The organism is Streptomyces coeruleorubidus (assembly GCF_008705135.1).
GTDB lineage: Bacteria > Actinomycetota > Actinomycetes > Streptomycetales > Streptomycetaceae > Streptomyces > Streptomyces coeruleofuscus.
The window spans coordinates 4,175,440-4,194,505 of record NZ_CP023694.1 but is presented as its reverse complement, the minus strand read 5'-3'; the positions used below and the strand labels follow the sequence as shown (position 1 = coordinate 4,194,505).

Annotated in this window: 19 protein-coding genes and 1 pseudogene; 12 read left to right on the top strand and 8 right to left on the bottom strand. The window is 72.1% G+C overall.

Annotated features, from left to right (window positions below; genetic code table 11):
• Nucleotides 1–40: 40 nt before the first annotated feature.
• Nucleotides 41–307 (top strand): hypothetical protein, encoded by a 267-nt coding sequence (locus tag CP976_RS19270; protein ID WP_150481501.1) that lies wholly within the window; start codon nucleotides 41–43, stop codon nucleotides 305–307.
• Nucleotides 307–702, top strand: coding sequence for a type II toxin-antitoxin system VapC family toxin (locus CP976_RS19265; RefSeq protein ID WP_150481500.1), 396 nt, complete (start codon nucleotides 307–309; stop codon nucleotides 700–702). Before CP976_RS19270 ends, CP976_RS19265 begins: the two co-directional genes overlap by 1 nt.
• 108 nt (nucleotides 703–810) lie before the next feature.
• Here CP976_RS19265 and CP976_RS42945 read toward each other — a convergent pair whose 3' ends face one another.
• Nucleotides 811–987, bottom strand: a complete 177-nt coding sequence (locus CP976_RS42945; RefSeq protein WP_167537368.1) for a hypothetical protein — start codon at nucleotides 985–987, stop codon at nucleotides 811–813.
• Between the two features lie 218 nt (nucleotides 988–1,205).
• A complete protein-coding gene (gene afsR / locus CP976_RS19260) occupies nucleotides 1,206–4,208 on the bottom strand; it encodes an SARP-family global regulator AfsR (RefSeq protein ID WP_150481499.1) in 3,003 nt (1,000 codons plus the stop codon).
• Nucleotides 4,209–4,425: 217 nt separating this feature from the next.
• On the opposite strand from afsR, the gene CP976_RS19255 reads away from it, so the two are divergent.
• From CP976_RS19255 to CP976_RS19230, 6 genes are all read left to right on the top strand, one after another.
• A complete protein-coding gene (locus CP976_RS19255; RefSeq protein WP_150481498.1) occupies nucleotides 4,426–5,661 on the top strand; it encodes an amidohydrolase family protein in 1,236 nt (411 codons plus the stop codon).
• Entirely contained in the window at nucleotides 5,658–6,578 is a 921-nt protein-coding gene (locus tag CP976_RS19250; protein ID WP_229875751.1) for a TIGR03619 family F420-dependent LLM class oxidoreductase, read from the top strand. Before CP976_RS19255 ends, CP976_RS19250 begins: the two co-directional genes overlap by 4 nt.
• An 8-nt stretch (nucleotides 6,579–6,586) precedes the next feature.
• Entirely contained in the window at nucleotides 6,587–7,357 is a 771-nt protein-coding gene (locus CP976_RS19245) for an SDR family NAD(P)-dependent oxidoreductase (protein WP_150481497.1), read from the top strand.
• Between the two features lie 112 nt (nucleotides 7,358–7,469).
• Entirely contained in the window at nucleotides 7,470–8,588 is a 1,119-nt protein-coding gene (locus CP976_RS19240) for an LLM class flavin-dependent oxidoreductase (RefSeq protein ID WP_150481496.1), read from the top strand.
• Between the two features lie 88 nt (nucleotides 8,589–8,676).
• Nucleotides 8,677–10,407, top strand: coding sequence for an N-acyl-D-amino-acid deacylase family protein (locus CP976_RS19235; RefSeq protein WP_150481495.1), 1,731 nt, complete (start codon nucleotides 8,677–8,679; stop codon nucleotides 10,405–10,407).
• Nucleotides 10,404–11,855: an aldehyde dehydrogenase family protein gene (locus tag CP976_RS19230; protein WP_150481494.1), complete on the top strand. Its 1,452-nt coding sequence runs from the start codon at nucleotides 10,404–10,406 to the stop codon at nucleotides 11,853–11,855. The genes CP976_RS19235 and CP976_RS19230 overlap by 4 nt, the downstream gene beginning before the upstream one ends.
• A gap of 21 nt (nucleotides 11,856–11,876) precedes the next feature.
• Here the strand turns inward: CP976_RS19230 and CP976_RS19225 are convergent, their stop codons facing one another.
• Entirely contained in the window at nucleotides 11,877–12,269 is a 393-nt protein-coding gene (locus CP976_RS19225) for a nitroreductase/quinone reductase family protein (protein WP_150481493.1), read from the bottom strand.
• A 112-nt stretch (nucleotides 12,270–12,381) separates the two neighbouring features.
• Between CP976_RS19225 and CP976_RS19220 the strand changes: the two genes are divergently transcribed.
• Nucleotides 12,382–13,194 carry an endonuclease/exonuclease/phosphatase family protein gene (locus CP976_RS19220; protein WP_150481492.1) on the top strand — a complete coding sequence of 271 codons (813 nt, stop codon included), beginning with the start codon at nucleotides 12,382–12,384 and terminating at the stop codon, nucleotides 13,192–13,194.
• A 50-nt stretch (nucleotides 13,195–13,244) separates the two neighbouring features.
• On the opposite strand, the pseudogene CP976_RS43760 reads toward CP976_RS19220, so the two are convergent.
• Together CP976_RS43760 and CP976_RS19210 are read right to left on the bottom strand one after the other, a co-directional pair.
• Nucleotides 13,245–13,352 (bottom strand): annotated as a pseudogene (locus tag CP976_RS43760) (DUF397 domain-containing protein); the annotation flags it as partial.
• Nucleotides 13,353–13,362: 10 nt separating this feature from the next.
• Nucleotides 13,363–14,214: a helix-turn-helix domain-containing protein gene (locus tag CP976_RS19210; protein WP_150481491.1), complete on the bottom strand. Its 852-nt coding sequence runs from the start codon at nucleotides 14,212–14,214 to the stop codon at nucleotides 13,363–13,365.
• Nucleotides 14,215–14,415: 201 nt separating this feature from the next.
• On the opposite strand from CP976_RS19210, the gene CP976_RS19205 reads away from it, so the two are divergent.
• From CP976_RS19205 to CP976_RS19195, 3 genes are all read left to right on the top strand, one after another.
• Nucleotides 14,416–14,856 (top strand): ATP-binding protein, encoded by a 441-nt coding sequence (locus CP976_RS19205; protein ID WP_150481490.1) that lies wholly within the window; start codon nucleotides 14,416–14,418, stop codon nucleotides 14,854–14,856.
• A 101-nt stretch (nucleotides 14,857–14,957) separates the two neighbouring features.
• A complete protein-coding gene (locus CP976_RS19200) occupies nucleotides 14,958–15,230 on the top strand; it encodes a hypothetical protein (RefSeq protein WP_150481489.1) in 273 nt (90 codons plus the stop codon).
• Nucleotides 15,227–15,508 carry a hypothetical protein gene (locus tag CP976_RS19195; RefSeq protein WP_150481488.1) on the top strand — a complete coding sequence of 94 codons (282 nt, stop codon included), beginning with the start codon at nucleotides 15,227–15,229 and terminating at the stop codon, nucleotides 15,506–15,508. The genes CP976_RS19200 and CP976_RS19195 overlap by 4 nt, the downstream gene beginning before the upstream one ends.
• A gap of 39 nt (nucleotides 15,509–15,547) precedes the next feature.
• On the opposite strand, the gene CP976_RS19190 is transcribed toward CP976_RS19195, so the two are convergent.
• The 3 genes from CP976_RS19190 to CP976_RS19180 all read right to left on the bottom strand — a co-directional run bounded on the left by CP976_RS19190 (nucleotide 15,548) and on the right by CP976_RS19180 (nucleotide 19,008).
• On the bottom strand, nucleotides 15,548–17,071 hold the full coding sequence (locus CP976_RS19190; RefSeq protein WP_150481487.1) for a CehA/McbA family metallohydrolase: 1,524 nt from the start codon (nucleotides 17,069–17,071) through the stop codon (nucleotides 15,548–15,550).
• A 147-nt stretch (nucleotides 17,072–17,218) separates the two neighbouring features.
• The gene (locus CP976_RS19185; RefSeq protein WP_086850195.1) at nucleotides 17,219–17,869 is read right to left on the bottom strand and encodes a response regulator; all 651 of its coding nucleotides are present in this window, start codon (nucleotides 17,867–17,869) and stop codon (nucleotides 17,219–17,221) included.
• Nucleotides 17,866–19,008 (bottom strand): sensor histidine kinase, encoded by a 1,143-nt coding sequence (locus tag CP976_RS19180; protein WP_150481486.1) that lies wholly within the window; start codon nucleotides 19,006–19,008, stop codon nucleotides 17,866–17,868. The genes CP976_RS19185 and CP976_RS19180 overlap by 4 nt, the downstream gene beginning before the upstream one ends.
• Nucleotides 19,009–19,066: the final 58 nt, after the last annotated feature.

Below are 19,066 nucleotides of genomic sequence, written 5' to 3'. Positions count from 1 at the left end.
CACCGGGCCGAGCCCCTCCGGCCCGGGTATGGTAAACGGTATGGCAACGAAGAAGTACACCGTGACCCTCCCGGAGGAGCTCGCCGAGGAGATCCGGCAGGAGGTCGGGTCCGGCGGCTTCAGTGCCTATGTCGCGCGGGCCATAGAGCGTCAGCGGGAGCAGGACCGGCTCGGTGAGCTGGTGGCGTGGCTGGAGGGGGAACACGGCCCCGTCACCGACGACGAGCTGGCGTCGGCGGAAGCCGAGCGCAGGGAGTTGGAGAGCCACTTCGCGGAGCAGGGTGAGCAGCACCGGAAGGCGAGTTGATGCGGCCGTCCTGCTATGTGCTGGACTGCGAGGCGCTGTCGCGCGCCGTGCTGGGTGACCGGGCGATGCTCGCGCGGCTGAAGGACGCCCATCGCTCCGGCATCCGCGTCGTGACCAGCTCCATGACGCTGATCGAGGCGTATCACGGCCGGGTACAGCGTGCCGCCTGGGCGTGGGCGATGTCGCGTGTCGTGGTGGAGCCCGTGACGCGCGAGGTCGCCGACGCCGCCGTCGTCCTGCTCCAGGACACGGGCCTGCACGGCCACGAGTACGCCATCGACGCGGCCCTGGCCGTCATCGCGGGCCGGCAGCCCGGAGGCGTGGTGCTCTTCACGTCCGACGAGGACGACATGGGAAAGCTCTGCGGGCCGGGTGTGAAGGTCGTTCCGGTGTAGCGAACGACCCCGCTTGCGGGCACACTTCGGCCGCGACGGCTCCCCCTCCGCGCCGCCGCGGCCGAACCCCGTGTGGAGATGGCTTGCTTCCCCCGTCTGCGCGGTCGCCTACTTGGTCGGCTTGAAGGGCTCCGACGTGGCGTGCAGGTCCTTGGTCTCCAGCGGCTCGCCGGTGGCGTGCAGGTCCTGCGTCTTCACGGCGCCCTCTTCCGTGGCGTGCAGGTCCTCGGTCGAGGCCTCGCCGCCCGTGGCGTGCAGGTCCTGCGGCTTGAGCTCGTCGCCCATGATCGTCAACTCCCCTTGGCATGGATCAAGCAGTGAGGTCGGCGGGCCCGCCCGGTCACTCCCCCGAGGGCGACCGGGCGGGCCCGCCCGGGCCGCTCACCCTGGTTCTGCGGTGCGCGGCCCCGCGCAGTGACCCGTCTGCCCCCCGACGCGACGGATCGACTGCCTCAAGCATGGCGCGGAGCGATAAACGAATGATGAACGCGGGCCGCCAGGCCTCAGGCCGCCCGTACCGGGGACAGCAGCGCCCGCACCTCGGCGGCCTCGGGCGAGCCCAGCTCCTCGTAGATCGCCGCCGCCTCCTGCCAGCACACTTGGGCCCGGCCGGTCTGTCCTATGCCGCTGAGCGCGCGGCCGAGGACGGTGAGGACGTTGCCCCGCCGCCAGTCCCCGCCGATGCCGCGCAGCACGGTGAGTGCCATCTCGGCGTTGGCGGCGGCCTGTGCGGGGCGCCGGGCGGCGAGATCCACCTCGGCCAGCCGGAACAGGCTCATGCCCTCCCAGAGGCGTTGCCTGCTGTCGCGGAACACCTCCAGTGCCTCTTGGAGCCGGCCGGCCGCGTCGCCCAGCTCACCGCTCTGGGTGAGGGCGAGGCCGAGGGCGTAGCGGGCGTTCGCCCCGCGCATGGAGTTGCCCATGGCGTCGTAGATGTCGATGCCCTGCTGGGCCAGCGCGACGGCGCTCTGGGTGCGCCCGGTCGCGAGGTGGATCCGGGAGAGGTTGCAGAGCGCGGAGGCCTCGCCGGGGCGGTTGCCCAGGGCCCGGAAATGCTCGATGGCCCGGGAGAGGTGTTCCTCGCCGTCCTCGTGCCGGTTCTGGTAGAGCGCGATGATCCCGCGCGCGTTGCGTGCCCAGCAGACGGGAAGCAGGTCGTCGGCCTCCTGGGCCAGGACGATGACCCGTTCCGCCTCCTGGTCCGCCCGCTCGAAGCGGCCGCCGACGTGGTGGACGTTGACGAGCGTCGTGAGCGCCCGGGCCTCCGAGCGTGCGAGGCCGAACTGCCGTGCCGCTTCCAGGAGTGCCTGGGCCGTCGCCTCGTACTCCCTGGAGTTGGCTCCCGACTCGGAGAGGTCGTGCGCGGCCCACAGCAGGTCGATCGCCCGGGGGAGGGTGTCCGGATGCCCCGCGGACTGCCGCACGCACGCGAGGAGGCAGATGGCCTCCGCGTACAGCCAGTCCTGCGCCGTGTGCCGGTTCTCGAACCGCAGCCCCGGATACGAGGTCGGCTCCAGATGGTCCACCAGCCCGTCACCGGGCCGCTCGATCGCGTACACCCCCGCCGCGGACGCCAGATAGAAGTCCAGCAGCCGCGACAGCGCCGCCGCCCGTTCGCTCGGTGGCTGCTCGTCCCTTTCCGCACAGGCACGCGCGTAGAGCCGTACCAGATCGTGGAAGCGGTAGCGGCCGGGAGCGGCCGACTCGAGCAGTGAGGTGTCCACCAGGGATTCCAGGAGGTCCTCGGTGTCCTCCACGGGCAGGTCGAGGATCGCCGCCGCGGCCGGGAGGGAGATGTCCGGGCCGTCGGCCAGGCCCAGCAGGCGGAAGGCGCGGGCCTGGGCGGGCTCCAGCTGTCCGTAGCCCAGTTCGAAGGTGGCCTTCACCGCCAGGTCTCCGGCCTGGAGTTCGTCCAGGCGGCGGCGTTCGTCGGCGAGCTTCGCCGCGAGGACCGACACCGTCCAGGTACGGCGGGCCGCCAGGCGGGAGGCCGCGATGCGGATCGCCAACGGCAGGAAGCCGCAGGCCGCGACCACGTCCAGGGCGGCCTTCCGCTCGGACGCCACCCGCTCCTCGCCCACGATCTTCGTGAACAGCGCCAGGGCCTCGTCCGGCGCCATCACGTCCAGGTCGATCAGGTGGGCGCCCGCCAGGTCCACCATCCGCACCCGGGAGGTGACCAGCGCGGCACAGCCGTCCGTGCCGGGCAGCAGGGGGCGTACCTGGGCGGCGTCGCGGGCGTTGTCCAGCAGGACCAGGACGCGGCGGCCGGCCAGGACCGAGCGGTACAGCGCCGCGCGTTCCTCCAGGGAGTCGGGGATCGCCGTGTCGGCCGTGCCGAGGGCGCGCAGGAACGAGCCCAGGACCGTCTCCGGCTCCGCCGCCCGGGCGCCCGCGCCCTGGAGGTCGACGTACAGCTGCCCGTCCGGGAACGCCCCGCGGGCCTGGTGGGCCACGTGCACCGCGAGGGTCGTCTTGCCCACGCCGCCGATGCCGGCCAGGGCCGAGACCGCCATGACCCGGTTCCCGGCCGCGGCCAGGATGCCGCCGAGCTCGCGGACGAAGCCGGAGCGGCCGGTGAAGTCCGGCACCGTCGCAGGCAGCTGGGCCGGGCGGACCGGGACCGAGGCGGGCTCGGGGGCCGGGGAGGAGGGCTCCGCGAGCCCCGGGTCGGCCTGGAGGATCCGCTGTTGCAGTTCACTGAGGCCGGGGCGCGGGTCCACGCCCAGTTCGTCGGCGAGCAGGCGCCGGGTGTCGGCGTACACCGCGAGGGCCTCGGCCTGGCGGCCGCTGCGGTACAGCGCCAGCATCAGCAGCTCGCGCAGCCGCTCGCGGAGCGGATGGGCCGCGGTGAGGGCGGTGAGCTCCGAGACCGCCTCCGCGTGGCAGCCCTGCTCCAGGTCCATGTCCAGCCGGGATTCGACGAGCTGGAGCCGCCACTCCTCCAGGCGGACGCGCTGCGCCTCCGCGTACGGGCCCGGTACGCCGGCCAGCGTCTCCCCGTCCCACAGGGCGAGGGCGCGCCGCAGCACCTCACGGGCGTGGCAGAGGTCGCCGGCCGACCGCGCCTTCTCCGCCTCGGTCGCCAGGTCCTGGGCGACGGCGACGTCCAGGGCGCCGTCGCCCAGGACCCGAATCGCGTAGCCGCCGGATTCGCTGACCAGGACGCCGGGGTCCAGCACCTTGCGCAGACGGGAGGCGTACGTCCGCAGCGCCGCCAGGGCCTGCGAGGGCGGTTCCTCGCCCCACAGGGCGTCGATCAGCTCCGCGGCCGTGGCCGTACGGCCCTCGCGCAGCAGCAGGGCGGCCAGCAGGGCGCGCTGCTGGGGAGAACCGGTGGTGAGGGGCTCGTCGCCACGCCAGGCGCGCACCGGTCCGAGCACGCCGAAGCGCAGCGCCGCCCGCTCCGCCGATCCCCCCGTCTCCGCCGACTTCGGCGGCTCCGCCGAGGAGTCGGAACGCCGCTGCTCCGGTACGCGCGGTACACCGTCCGGTACACCGTCCATGCAGTCCCCCTAGACATCCTGAGCAACCACGCCAGTTTGCCTTGTGCACGGCGGATACGTCAGCCGTGGGAGACACCGATCACAGGGCGACGCACGGGAGTCCACAAGGTCCGCACACTCTCTCCGCACCTACCCGTCCCTGCCCGGCCACCGCGGCCGGAACCCGCCCCCGCCCGCATAGCTGACGCACCGTCAGATCAGCGCTACCGTGAGCGCCATGGACACCCACGCGAGCACGTTTCCGCTGATCATCTCCGTGGACGACCACACGGTGGAGCCCGCGACCGTCTGGCAGGACCGGCTCCCGGAGAAGTACCGGGGCGCCGGCCCCCGGATCGTCCGTGCGCCCGTCAAGGAGATGACGTTCCTCGGAGGGCGCTTCAAGCCGGTCATGGGCGCGCCCGGCGACGACGGTCCCGTCGGTGACTGGTGGGTCTACGAGGACCTCCGCAGGCCCCTCACCCGCCTCGACACCGCCGTCGGGTATGACAGGGACGAGATACGCCTGGAGGTCATCACCTACGAGCAGATGCGGCCCGGTTCCTACGACGTCCCGGCCCGGCTCGCCGACATGGACGTCAACCATGTCCAGTCCGCCCTCTGCTTCCCGACGTTCCCGCGTTTCTGCGGCCAGACCTTCACCGAGGCGAAGGACCACGAGCTGGGTCTGCTCTGCGTCCGTGCCTACAACGACTGGATGGTGGAGGAGTGGTGCGGCCCCGAGGCGCACGGGCGGCTCATCCCGCTCACCCTGATCCCCCTCTGGGACCCCGAGCTGGCCGCCGAGGAGGTCCGGCGGAACGCCGCACGCGGTGTCCGTGCCGTCGCCTTCTCCGAGATCCCGCCGTACCTCGGGCTCCCCTCCATCCACACCGACGACTGGGACCCCTTCCTCGCGGCGTGCGACGAGACCGGCACGGTCGTCGCCATGCACATCGGCAGCAGCAGCCGGATGCCCTCCACCTCCGCCGACGCCCCGCCCGCCGTCGGCTCCACCATCACCTTCGCCAACTGCTGCTTCTCGATGGTCGACTGGCTGATGAGCGGCAAGTTCGAGCAGTTCCCGAACCTCAAGGTCATGTACGCCGAGGGGCAGATCGGCTGGATCCCCTACATCCTGGAGCGGGCCGACGTCGTGTGGGAGGAGAACCGCGGCTGGGGCGGCGTCGCCGACAAGGTGCACCGGCCGCCGTCCGAGCTGTTCGCCGAGCACGTCTACGGCTGCTTCTTCGACGACGCCTTCGGGCTGCGCAACCTGGACGCGATCGGCCTGAACAACGTCCTCTACGAGACCGACTACCCCCACTCCGACAGCACCTGGCCCAAGTCCCGCGAGGTCGGCGAGGCGCAGATGGGGCACCTGGAGCCCGAGGTGGTGGAGCGCATCGTGCGGCGGAACGCGATCGAGCTGCTGGGGCTGAGCGACGACGGGCTCTGGGACGGGACGCGGTGAGCCTGGCCTACGGGATCCAGCTCCCGGTCCAGTCCCAGAGCACCCTCTACACCGAGCCCTGGGAAGCCGCCGCCGGGCCCGAGGACCTGCTCGCCGTCGCCCGCGCCGCCGACCGCGCCGGGTTCGCCTACCTGGCGAGCTGCGACCACATCGCCATCCCGCGCCGCCTCGCGTCCGCGATGAGCACGGTCTGGTACGACCCGGTGGCCACCCTCGCCTTCCTCGCGGCGGCCACCGAGCGGACCCGGCTGCTCAGCCACGTCGCCGTCGTGGGACTGCGGCATCCGCTGCTCAGCGCCAAGCAGTACGCCACCCTCGACCACCTGTCGGGCGGCCGGCTGGTCCTCGGGGTCGGGGCCGGGCATGTGCGCGAGGAGTTCGAGGTGCTGGGGGCCGACTTCGAGCGGCGCGGGGCCGTGCTGGACGAGTCGATCGACGCCCTGCGCGCCGCCCTCGGGCCGGACGAGTTCCCCGAACACCACGGCAAGCTGTACGACTTCGAAGGGCTCGGGCAGCGGCCGCGCCCGGCGCAGGACCGGGTCCCCCTCTGGGTCGGCGGGTCCTCGCCGGCCGCCCTGCGACGGGCCGCGCTCAAGGGCGACGGCTGGCTGCCGCAGGGCGATCCCAGGGACCGGCTGCCCGCGCAGATCGCGCGGATCCGGGAACTGCGCGAACGGGCGGGGGCATCAGGGCCGTTCACCGTGGGCGCCATCGCCGAACCGCTGTACGTCGGAGCGCCCCGCTGGGACGTCGGCCGCCGGACCCTCACCGGTGGTCCGCAGGAGCTCGCCGAATCGCTGCGGGCGTACCGCGCGATGGGCGTGGACCAGATCCAGGTGCGGTTCCGCAGCCGGGACCGCACCGAGCTCACCGACCAGATCGCGGCGTTCGGCGCCGAGGTCGCCCCACAGCTGTGAGGAGAACCATGGGCAAGCTCGACGGACGGGTCGTCATCATCACCGGCGCCGCGCGCGGCCAGGGCGAGCAGGAGGCCCGGCTGTTCACGGCCGAGGGCGCCCGGGTGGTCGTCGCGGATGTCCTCGACGACCAGGGCGAGGCCCTCGCGAAGGAGATCGGTGCCAGGTACGTCCATCTCGACGTCGGCCGGGAGGACGACTGGGAGGCGGCCGTCGCCGCGGCCAAGGACGCGTACGGCCGGGTCGACGGGCTCGTCAACAACGCCGGAATCCTCCGCTTCGACTCCCTCCTCGACACGCCCCTCGACGAGTTCATGCGGGTCGTCCAGGTCAACCAGGTGGGCTGCTTCCTCGGCATCAGGGCCGTCGCCCCGGAGCTGGCCGAGGGGGGCACGATCGTCAACACCGCCTCGTACACCGGCCTGACCGGAATGGCGGGGGTGGGCGCGTACGCGGCGAGCAAGCACGCCGTGGTCGGTCTGACCCGGGTGGCCGCGCTGGAGCTGGCCGGGCGGGGGATACGCGTCAACGCCGTCTGCCCGGGCGCCATCGACACCGCGATGTCCAACCCGGCCCGGCTGGACCCGGACGCCGACCCGGAGGAGAGCGCCAGGGGGCTCGACCGGCTGTACCGCAAGCTCGTGCCGCTGGGGCGGGTCGGGCAGCCGGAGGAGGTGGCGCGGCTCGCCCTGTTCCTGTCGTGCGACGACTCCTCCTACATCACCGGGCAGCCGTTCGTGATCGACGGCGGGTGGCTGGCGGGAGTGAGCGTCATCTGATCCGCCACTACCTGACGAACCGTCAGCTATTGACGCTCCCGAGGAGCGGTGGAACAGTCGGAGCCATCCATCTGACGGCTCGTCAGAAATAACCGTGGGGCGGTGAATCTCCTTGGAATTCGGGGTCTTCGTACAGGGATACGTGGGCAAACGGGCTGAAACCGACCCGCTCGCCGAGCACAAGGCGCTGATGGAGGAGACCGAGTACGTCATCCAGGCGGACAAGTCCGGCTTCAAGTACGCCTGGGCCTCCGAGCACCACTTCCTGGATGAGTACTCGCACCTGTCCGCCAACGACGTCTTCCTCGGGTATCTCGCCCACGCCACGGAGCGGATCCACCTCGGCTCGGGCATCTTCAACCCGCTCGCCCCGGTCAACCACCCCGTGAAGGTCGCCGAGAAGGTCGCCATGCTCGACCATCTCAGCAAGGGACGGTTCGAGTTCGGCAGCGGGCGGGGTGCCGGCTCGCACGAGATCCTGGGCTTCATGCCGGGGGTGACCGACATGAACCACACCAAGGAGATCTGGGAAGAGACCATCGCCGAGTTCCCCAAGATGTGGCTCCAGGACGAGTACGCCGGCTTCCAGGGCAAACACTGGTCGCTGCCGCCGAGGAAGGTCCTGCCGAAGCCGTACGGCGGCTCGCACCCGGCGATGTGGTACGCGGCCGGGTCGCCTCCGTCGTACGCCATGGCCGCGCAGAAGGGGCTCGGGGTGCTCGGCTTCAGCGTGCAGAAGGTCTCCGACATGGAGTGGGTGCTGGAGCAGTACAAGACGGCGATCGTGGACGCCGAGCCGGTCGGTGACTTCGTCAACGACAACGTGATGGTGACGACGACGGCGATCTGTGCGCCGACGCACGAGGAGGCGGTGCGGATCGCGGCGAACGGGCAGCTGCACTATCTGCCGTCGCTGGTGTTCCGGTACCACGACACGTTTCCCCGGCCCGAGGGGTTTCCGGTGTGGCCGGAGACGCTGCCGGAGTACACCGAGGAGCTCGTGGAGGTCCTCATCGAGGAGGAGCTGCTGATCTGCGGCGATCCGGACGAGGTGCTCACGCAGTGCAAGCGGTGGGAGCAGGCGGGGGCGGACCAGCTGAGTTTCGGGCTGCCGGTGGGGGTGCCGAAGGACGAGACCCTGCAGACGATTCGGCTGGTCGGGGAGCACGTGATTCCGAAGATCGATACGGATCCTGTGCATCGGACTTCGCGGTTCCGTAGGGGTGTTTGATCGCCGTTGGCGGGTGCGGGTGTGTGGGGGCTGGTCGCGCAGTTCCCCGCGCCCCTGAGGGACATGCAGCTCGAGGAGTTGAGTGCTCATGCTCGATCACGTCATCAAGGGGGCGACCGTCGTCGACGGGACCGGTGGGCCCGGCCGTGTCGCCGACGTCGGCATCCAGGACGGGCGGATCGCCGTCATCGGTGAGGTCGCTCAAGAAGCGCGCACAAGCGAGGACGCGCACGGCCTCGTCCTCGCCCCCGGCTTCGTCGACCCCCACACCCACTACGACGCCCAGCTCTTCTGGGATCCGTACGCCACGCCCTCCCTCAACCACGGGGTCACCACCGTCGCCGGGGGGAACTGCGGGTTCACCCTCGCTCCGCTGCACCCGGACCGGCCCGAGGACGCCGACTACACGCGGCGGATGATGTCGAAGGTCGAGGGCATGGCGCTGGTGGCGCTGGAGGAGGGGGCGCCCTGGACCTGGCATTCCTTCGGGGAGTACCTGGACGCCCTGGAGGGGCGGATCGCCGTCAACGCCGGGTTCATGGTGGGGCACTGTGCGCTGCGGCGGTACGTGATGGGGCCGCAGGCCATCGGCGGGCAGCCGACCGGGGAGCAACTGGCGGCGATGGTCCGGCTGTTGCGGGAGGCCATGGACGCCGGGGCCTGGGGGCTGTCCACCACCCAGTCGACCAGCCACTCCGACGGCGACGGGAAGCCGGTCGCCTCCCGGCACGCCGGGCCGGCCGAGCTGCTGGCGCTGTCGCGGGCCGTCGGAGAGCACGAGGGCACGCAGATCGAGGCGATCGTCGCGGGCTGTCTGGATCAGTTCAGCGACGCGGAGATCGACCTGTTCGCCGAGATGAGCGCGGCGGCGGGGCGGCCGCTGAACTGGAACGTCCTGACCATCGACGCGGGCGTGCCCGAGCGGGTGCCCCGGCAGCTCCTGGCGAGCGAGCAGGCAAGGAAGTCGGGCGGCCGGGTCGTTGCGCTGACCATGCCGATCCTCACGCCGATGAACATGTCGCTGGGGACTTTCTGCGCGCTCAACCTCATCCCCGGGTGGGGGCCGATTCTCGGCCTGCCCGTGCCCGAGCGGATCGAGAAGCTGCGCGACCCGGACGTACGGGACGGGATGCTGCGGCGCGCCCGGTCCAAGGAGGCGGGCGTCTTCCGGCGGCTGGCGAACTTCGGGCGGTACGTCATCGGCGACACCTACAGCGAGGCGAACGCCGGGCTGACCGGGCGGGTGGTCGAGGACATCGCCGAGGAGCGCGGCCAGGAGCCCTTCGCGTGCCTGGTGGAGATCTGCGCCAACGACGAGTTGCGCACGGTGTTGTGGCCGATGCCGCCCGACAACGACCCGGCGTCCTGGGCGCTGCGGGCGGAGACCTGGCAGCACGAGGACGTGCTGCTCGGCGGGTCCGACGCGGGTGCGCATCTGGACCGGATGTGCGGGGCGCCGTACACGACCCGGTTCCTCGGGGACTGTCTGCGGGGCCGGAAGCTGGTCGGTGTGGAGCAGGCCGTGAAGATGCTGACCGACGACCCGGCCCGGCTCTTCGGCCTGCGGGAGCGGGGGCAGGTGCGGGAGGGCTGGCATGCGGACCTCGTCCTGTTCGACCCGGAGCGGATCGACGCGGGCCCGGCCACCCTGGTGCACGACCTGCCGGGTGACAGCCCGCGGCTGGACTCCCGGGCACTGGGCGTGCGCGCCGTGTGGGTCAACGGGGTCGAGGCGATCCGGGACGACGTGGTGACCGGCGCCGTACCGGGCCGGGTGCTGCGCTCGGGCCGGGACACGGAGACGGTGAGCACGAGGTGACGGCACGGCAGCCGCTGTTCGTCGGCGGCTCCTGGGTGGAGCCGGACGGCGGCCACTACGAGGTGATCGACCCGGCGACCGAGCAGACCGTCGGGTGGGCGCCGGAGGCCTCGCGGGATCAGGTGCACGCTGCCTGCGCCGCGGCCCGCGAGGCCTTCGGGCCGTGGTCGGCAACGCCCGCGGAGGAGCGGGCCGCGATGCTCGCCCGCGCCGCGGACATCATCCGGGACCGTCTCGTGCCGTACGCCGAGCTGGCCCGGGCGGAGACCGGCGCGACCACCGGTACCGCACGCGGCATGCAGGTCGGCGTCGCCGCCGCCCGCTTCCGGCGCTACGCGCGCGTGGAGCCCGCCGAGTGGGCGATCCCGCCGCAGATCAACGAGGCCGGGCCGATGGGGCGGGCGGGCGTCATGGGCGCACTCGCCGTCCGCCAGCCCGTCGGTGTCGTCACCTGCATCACCTCGTACAACAACCCCTGGGCAAACCCGGCGGGCAAGATCGCCCCCGCTCTGGCGATGGGCAACACGGTCGTGGTGAAGCCGGCACCCCAGGATCCGCTGTCGGTCTACCGGATGGCTCAGGCGCTGGAGGCCGCCGGTGTGCCGCCCGGCGTGGTGAACGTGGTCAGCGGTGCACGGACAGAGGTCGGTGAGGCGGCCGTGGCCTCACCGGACGTCGACATGGTCAGCTTCACCGGCTCCACGGCGGTCGGGCAGCGCATCGCCGAGGTGTGCGGGCGCGACATGAAACGGCAGTTGATGGAGCTCGGCGGCAAAGGCGCGGCGGTCGTCCTCGACGACGCCGACATCGGCTCGGCCTTGTCCGGCATCGGCACCACCTTCTCCTTCTACAGCGGCCAGATCTGCACGGCACCGACCCGGGTGCTGGCGCAGCGCGGGATCTACGACCGCCTGGTCGGGCAACTGGCCGAGTACGCGGCCCGGTTGAAGGTGGGGGACCCCCGGGAGCCGGACACGGTGGTCGGGCCGGTGATCTCGGCGGCCCACCGGGACCGGGTCGAGTCGTATGTCGAACTGGGCCGGAAGGAAGGCGCGGTGGTCGTCACCGGCGGCCAACGCCCCTCCCTGCCGACCGGCTTCTACGTCACCCCGACCCTCCTCGGCGACTGCACCAACGATATGCGCGTGGCCCGCGAGGAGATCTTCGGCCCGGTGGTGGCCGTCATCCCCTTCGACGACGAGGAGGAGGGCGTGGCCCTGGCCAACGACACCGACTACGGCCTCATCGACTACGTCTGGTCGTCCGACGTGGCCAGGGCCTTCCGGGTGGCGCGGCGCCTGCGGGCGGGCGGTGTCGGGATCAACACCGTGGGCCGCAACATGGAGGCCCCCTTCGGCGGCTTCAAGAAGAGCGGCGTCGGCAGGGACGTCGGCTCGTACGCCCTGCACGCGTACAGCGAGGTGCAGGCGATCGTGTGGCCGGGCTGAGGGCCGTGCGCCCGGGGGCCGTCAGCCGGCCAGATCCACCCGCACCGTCAGCAGGTCCGTCCCGAACGCCCGCACCCCCAGACCGTTGACCTTGGGCAGCCGCCGCAGTCGCGCCACCGGGTCGTCGTCCGGCAGCAGGTGTGCGGTCCCCGTGTGCCACCGCCCCCGGATCCGCACCCGCACCCGCGGATCGGCCTTGATGTTGCGCACGTACTGCGACCGTTCGCCGAACTCCGACACCAGCCAGAAGGAGTCGCCGACGCGGCGGCCGCCCACCGGGGTGCGGCGGGGCAGGCCCGAGACGCGGCCCTTCGTCTCCAGGACGGTCTGGAGGGGGAGGCGGCGCACGATCGGGTTGACGCGGCGCTGGAAGGACGTGGCGGCGCGGAACCTCAGGTCGGCGACACGGGACATCGTCGGGGTCTCCTTCGCACGAGCTCTCACGGATTCCGCAACGGTTCCTGCTCCCACAGCGGTCCTGCTTCAATGATCCCTCACGCGGCGGGACGAGAGCGGGTGGCTGCGGATGCGGATCGTGACGTGGAACCTGTGGTGGCGCTTCGGGCCCTGGCAGGCACGGCAGAAGGCGATTCTCACGGCCCTGAGGGAGCTGCGCCCCGACGTCGTCGGCCTCCAGGAGGTGTGGGCCGCCGACGGTGAGAACCTCGCCGAGTGGCTGGCCGGTGAGCTGGGCCTGCACTGCGCCTGGGCCGCCTCGCCCGCACCGGAGCGCTGGCGGCGGCGGATCGGGGATCCCACGGTGGACATAGGCAACGCCGTGCTCAGCAGATGGCCGGTCGTGGACCGGGACATGCTGCCGCTGCCCGCCCCGGCCGACACGGACGACGGCCGGCTGGCCCTCTACGCCCGCCTGGCCGGCCCCGGCCACGACATCCCCTTCTTCACCACCCACTTCACCTCCGCCGTGCACGCCTCGGCGGTCCGCTGCCGCCAGGTCGCCGCGCTCGCCGAGTTCGTCGACCGGCACCGCGGCGACACGCCGTTCCCGCCCGTCGTCACCGGCGACCTCAACGCCTGGCCCGACTCCGACGAGATCCGCCTCCTCGGCGGCTACAAGACCGCCCCGGCCGTGCCCCGCCAGGTCCTCCTCGACGCCTGGGAGTACGCCGACCCGGCCGCCCCCTCCGCCACCTGGGACGCGGCCAACCCGTACGTGGCGCCGACCCACGAGCCGAGCGCGCGCATCGACTACATCCACGTGGGCCCGCCCGGCCCCGGGGGACTCGGCCACGTACGGGACGTCCGGCGGGCGTGCGACGGCCCGGTGGACGGGGTCTGGCCCTCCGACCACGCGGCGGTCGTGGCCGACCTGGCGTAGGAGAGCAGGGCGCGGAATGCGGTGTGGCTGGTGGTGAGGATGGCTCGGGGCGGGTCGGGGCGGTCGGTTATGTGGACGGAGTCCGGGCTGACGGATATGTGGACGCAGGCATCGCCTTCCTGGCAGTAGGACGACTTCTGCCAGCGGTGCGGGGACATGTCGGCTCCCTTACAGGTTCTGGGCGATGGAGTGGATCAGATCCCGGGACTTCTCGGGACTGAGTGCGATGGCTTCCACGATGTCGAGCAGGTTCCGGTACTTGTCCAGGAGGGCCTCGGCGTCGAGGAGGGCGGGGCCGTGAAACTGGTCGAGTTGCGCGGTGTCGAGTTGCGGCACAGTGCCGTACAGGTAGTTGATCGACTGACCGGCCCCGGGGAAAGCGCCGACGTCGTACGGAAGCACGCGGATCGTGATGTGCTCGCGTTCGCTCATGTCGAGCAAGTGCTGCAACTGGGTACGCGCCACGTTCCGTCCGCCGACGCGCATCTGCAGGGCAGCCTCGTGCACGGTCGTCCCGTACGGAGTCGGATTGTCCCCGTACAGCACTCCCTGCCGTTTGATCCGGTGGGAGACGCGGTGCTCGACCTCGGGGGGCGTCGGTGAGGGGATGACGTGCCGGAAGATCTCACGCGCGTGATCGGCGGTCTGGAGCAGCCCCGGCATGTGGGAGGTGTACGCCGTGCGTACGGCGATGGCGTGGTGCTCCAGTTCGGCCAGGTCGAGGAGCCCTGATGGCAGTACTTCGCGATACGACTCCCACCAGCCGAACGTCTTGTCGGTCGCCAGGTCGACCAGAGCCTCGATGAACCCCTGGTCCGCGCATGAGTAGATGCGGGCCAGAGCCCGGATGCGCTCGGGGCTCACTCCGAAGCGGCCCGACTCCACGTTGCTGAGCTGCCCCTGGCTCGTACCGAGCGCACGTGCGGCCTCGGTCGCCGTCATGCCCGCACGTTCGCGCATCTTGCGCAGCTCCACGGCGAGCCGGAGGCGGCGGGCCGTCAGAGGCGGTCTTGCGGGCATGTGAACGCCTCCTGGACATACGTTCCGTCGCAAGTCACCCACACGAAGGGAAGTTGGCCGAAGTATCTCCGGATCGCGCAAATGTCATTTGCCGAGGCCCTATCTTCCTCCTCAGGCGCCCGACCTGGAAGCGCACCGTGGGACGCCACGGCAGAGACACCAGGCACCCGTCCAACTCCCCTCAGTAACCGGAGACTTCCGATGGCCACCGTATCCCCGTCCTGGAACTACACCCTGCACCTGCCGCACGATCCACGCGCCCCCGGCATCGCACGCGGCGCCCTCAGACTCATTCTCGCCGCTCACGAGATGCCCGAACTCGTCCCGACGGCGGAACTCCTGGCCGCCGAACTGCTGGCGAACTCGCACTGCCACACCAAAGGGCCGTACGCCCTCCGAGTCCGCTCGGCGGAGCCCGGCCGGCTCCGTGTGGCCGTATGGGACACAGACCCTCGTGTCCCGCCCGGCTTCTCGAACGGAGAATCACCGGCGCCCCCACTGGATGCCGAGCACGGCCGCGGCCTCCCCCTCGTGTGGGCCTGCGCGGACGCATGGGGCGCGTCGGTGCTCCGCGAGCTGGGCGCGTCGAAGGGCGGCAAGCTGCTGTGGGCCGAGTGCGGGGGCGGAGCGGCAGCGTGGTGAGCGGGGCTGTGCGGGCGGTAGGCCATGGAGCGCGATGCCCGTCCAGGGCAGGCGGCGCCATACTGGGAGGTGGAGCGATGCCCTTTCATCAGGAGCAGATCATGAGCGCACAGCCCGAGCACGGCTGGACAGGGATGCCGCTGCCGGAGATCCGGACCGTGGACGATTTGCGCAGTGCGCTCAGCCGCTACGGCTTCCCGGGCGACCGGGAACGGTTCGAGGACGAGCTTGCGGCCGCCATAGGGGCCTCCCCGACCAACGACCTCACGGGCGCCGCAGCCGTGGTCCGGGCCTACCGGCACCGGGTGCTGATCAGGAACTCGCCCGACATCATGGCGGCTCTTGAAGAGGCGCGAGCCGGGGGCGGCGTGTGAACGAAGTCCCGTTGGAGGAGGCCGAGCCTGCGCGGAAGGCGTTCGGTGACCTGACGGAGGGGGAGCGGGAAGTCGTCCGGGACGCGCTCGCGGCCATCGCCCGCGACCCGGCTGCGGGTCGCGAGATCCCCGGCTGGCGGCCACCGTCCGTGGAATACACGTACACCACACCCCTGGCCCGTGACTCGGCTGAGGCGATCACCGTCGTGTACACGCACACCCCGGACATGGGAGTGACGGTCGTCTACTACTTCCGTGATCCACAGGTGGTGGACTGACTCCGCTCCGTACCCCCTGAAGGGGCCCCACGCTCGACCTCACTGACGTCCGAGGAAGATCGGATTGGTGAAGGCGGCCAGCGCCCCCGGCACCGGCCCCGCCGCCGCCTCGTGCCGCAGTTCCGCCCGTACGTACGCCGCGTACGACGGGGTCGTCCGCCACTCGACGACACCCGAGCCGGACACCGGCAGCGGGGCGCTGGTGTGCAGCACGCCCTGGTCGGTGACGAAGCGGACCGTGCAGCGCGGAGCGCCCGTGACCTCCAGGCGGACGGTGACCGGGGTGTCGCTGTCCACCCGCAACCGCTCGCCGATGCCCGCGTGTTCGCCGCGTGCGCCGGACGCCCGGAACGACAGCTCGACCTTGGCGGACTCGGCGACGTACGACCGTCCCGCCCGGATGCCCTCCTGGATCGCCCGGCGGGTCAGGTCGTCGGCCAGGACGACCGTCTGGGGCCGCCCGACGGGGTCCGGGTCGCGGTGGGCGTCGCTGCTGCCCATCGCCGGGATCCAGTCGCGCCCGTCCCGCACGGACGCCACCAGCATGCTGTCCCAGTCGGCGAGGGCGACCTCGTCGTCGGGCGTGTAGGGGCCGTTCCACACCTCGACCGCGTCCGCCTCGCCGAAGCCGAACTTCCAGTTGCAGCCGACGCACGTGGCGTGCGGGTGGGCCGGGACGACCAGGCCTCCGGCGCGGCGGATCTGGCGGGCGAACCGGCCGAAGCGGTTGTCGCGGGCCCGGTAGCGCCAGTCGACGAAGGTGCCCGGGTCGGTGCCCAGCGCGACGACGTGACCGTTGCGCGTGGTGACCTCCTCGCCCAGCATGACCAGCAGGTCGTCCCCGGCCACGTCCGACCAGTGGGCGTGCGCCGCGTGCGTGTTGTGCTCGGAGGAGTTGATGAAGTCCAGCCCCGCCGCCCGCGCCAGCGCCCCGATCTCGGCGGGGGTGCGACGGCCGTCGGAGTACCAGGAGTGCAGATGACAGTCGCCCCGGTACCAGGCACGGCCCCGGCCCCTGGCCCGGTCCGGCGGGTACACCGGCCGGGCTGCCTCGCCCGGCTCGCCGTAGGTCAGCGTGATCGTGATCTCGTACGACAGGCCCTGCGGGGCGACCGTGTACGGGCCGAGCGCGATGTGCCAGGTGCCCTCGCGCACCGGGCCCGGGATGTATCCGGGCGTCGCCTCGTCCGCACGGATGAAGAACTCCGTGCGCGCCCCGCCCGACCAGCCCCGGAAGCCCCGGCCGCCGAGCTCGGTGCCACGGTCGTCGAAGATGCCGATGTCGAGGGCGTTGCCGGTCGTGCCGGCCGGGACGGACGGGCGGTCGTAGGTGTAGGCGACCTTGATCTCCCGGACACCGGCCGGGACCTCGACCGGCACGTACACGAAGTCGGGGGAGCCGGGCGGCAGGGTGCCGCGCACCGTTCTGCTCTCCTGGTCCCCGTCGCCCTGGTCCGCGCCGGCCGCTGAAGCGAAGCTCACGCTTCCCAACGTAAGCGCGGCGGCCGCTCCCGTCACGAACAGAGCCCGCCGGCCGAGCCCGCCGTGGTTGTCCTCGCACATGCTGCTGCTCCCAGGTGTCGTCGGTGACAAGGCATGGGTGGTGCAGTGGTGGTGCGTGCAACCTTTGTATTCAGCCGTGAACCGGCGTGTAAGGGAAGGGGACCCGGCGGCGGGAAACAGCCGAACAGGCCAAGCCGGACGAGGAGTTCAGGCGGTGAGGCCGGCGTCGCGGGCCAGCAGGGCCGCCTGCACCCGGTTGGCGACCTCCAGCGCGGTGAGGATGCGGCTGACGTGGGCCTTGACGGTGCTCTCGCGCATGCCGAGGCGGTCGGCGATGTCGGCGTTGGTCTCCCCCTGCGCGAGCAGGGTCAGCACGTCGCGTTCCCGGGGCGTGAGCCGGTCGAGGCGGGCACGGGCGGCCGTGGCCTGCGAACCGCCCGAGCGGTGGTAGCGGTCGATGAGGCGGCGGGCGGCGCTCGGGTGGAGCATCGCCGAGCCCGCGGCGACGAGGTGGACGGCGCGCAGGATCTCGGCCGGATCGGTGTCCTTCAGGAGGAAGCCGTCGGCACCGGCCGCGAGGGCGTCGTAGACGTACTCGTCGAGATCGAAGGTGGTCAGCGTGATCACCCTCGGCGGACGGTGCAGGGCGCGCAGCCGGGCCGTGGCCGTGATGCCGTCCATGCGGGGCATGCGGACGTCCACGAGGGCGACGTCGACACGGTGCGCGGTGGCCAGCTCGACGGCGTGCAGGCCGTCGGACGCCTGGGCGACGACCTCGATGCCCGGGTCGCCGTCGAGGAGGTCGGTGAGGCCCAGGCGGACCAGGGCGTCGTCGTCGGCGATCAGGGCGCGGATCATGTGGGGGTGCCGTTCTGTTCGAGGGGCGCGGGGTGCGGGATGCGGGCGGCCAGCCGCCAGCTGCCGGCCCCGCCGGGTCCGGCGTGCAGGTGGCCGCCGAGGGCGGTGACACGCTCGCGCAGGCCGACCAGCCCGAAACCGGAGGCGACGGCGTGTGCGGCCGGGCTGCCGGGGGCGTTGGTGACCTCCACGGTGGTGGCGGGCGGCCGGTAACAGAGCTGGATGCGCACCGGGGCGCCCCCGGCGTGCTTGCGGGCGTTCGTCAGTGCTTCCTGGACGAGCCGGTAGACGGCCAGCCGGTGCGCGGCGGGAGCCTGCCCGGGCCGGCCGTCGACCCGCAGCTCGGCTCGTTGCCCGGCCGCCCGTGCCTGGTCGACCAGTGCGTCCACGTCACGCAGGACGGGGACGGGAGCGGCCTCGGCGGGCTCGGACCCGGGGTCGCGCAGGGCTCCGAGGACGTCGCGGAGGTCGGCCAGGGCCTCGGTGGAGGCGGTGCGCAGCAGGGCCAGGCGTTCCACGACCGGCGCGGGCAACTGCTCGTTGCGGGTGGCGAGGACGCCCGTGTGCAGGGCGATCAGGCTCAGGCGGTGAGCCAGTACGTCGTGCATCTCCGCGGCGATCCGGGACCGCTCGGCGGCCCGGGCGGCCTCCTCGCGCAACTGCCGCTCGATCCGCAGATGCTCGACCTGGTCGCCCAGCGCCTTCAGCAGCCGGCGACGGTTCCCCACCCACAGCCCGCTCACCAGGGCCAGCAGCACGAACAGGGTGGAGCCGTACTGCTGCGGGGTCCACAGCGAGGTCTCGGGGGTCAGGAGCAAGCTGGCGCCGAGCGCGGCCGCGGCGCACCCCACCGCCCACCGGATCCGCCGCTGCGCCGCCAGGTCGAACAGTGCGACGAGGAGCAGCACCAGCAGGGGCCATCCGCACAGCCCGGTCGCCGCGGTGGCAAGCCCGGCCGGGACGTACCGGGGCAGCCGCCGCACCAGCAGGGCCGCCCCGCACAGCACCGCCGCGGCGGTGGCCGGCGTCAGGTACCGGCCGCCGGCGACCGTCGCGCTGTTCTGCACCGCGAGGGCGGTCAGCAGCACGACCAGGCACCAGCGCCCGCAGGCGCTCCACCGGAATCCTTCTCGTATCACTCACCGGATGCTAGGCGGGCCCGGCCCGTCCGGCGTCCGACCTCAGTACCCTGCGACC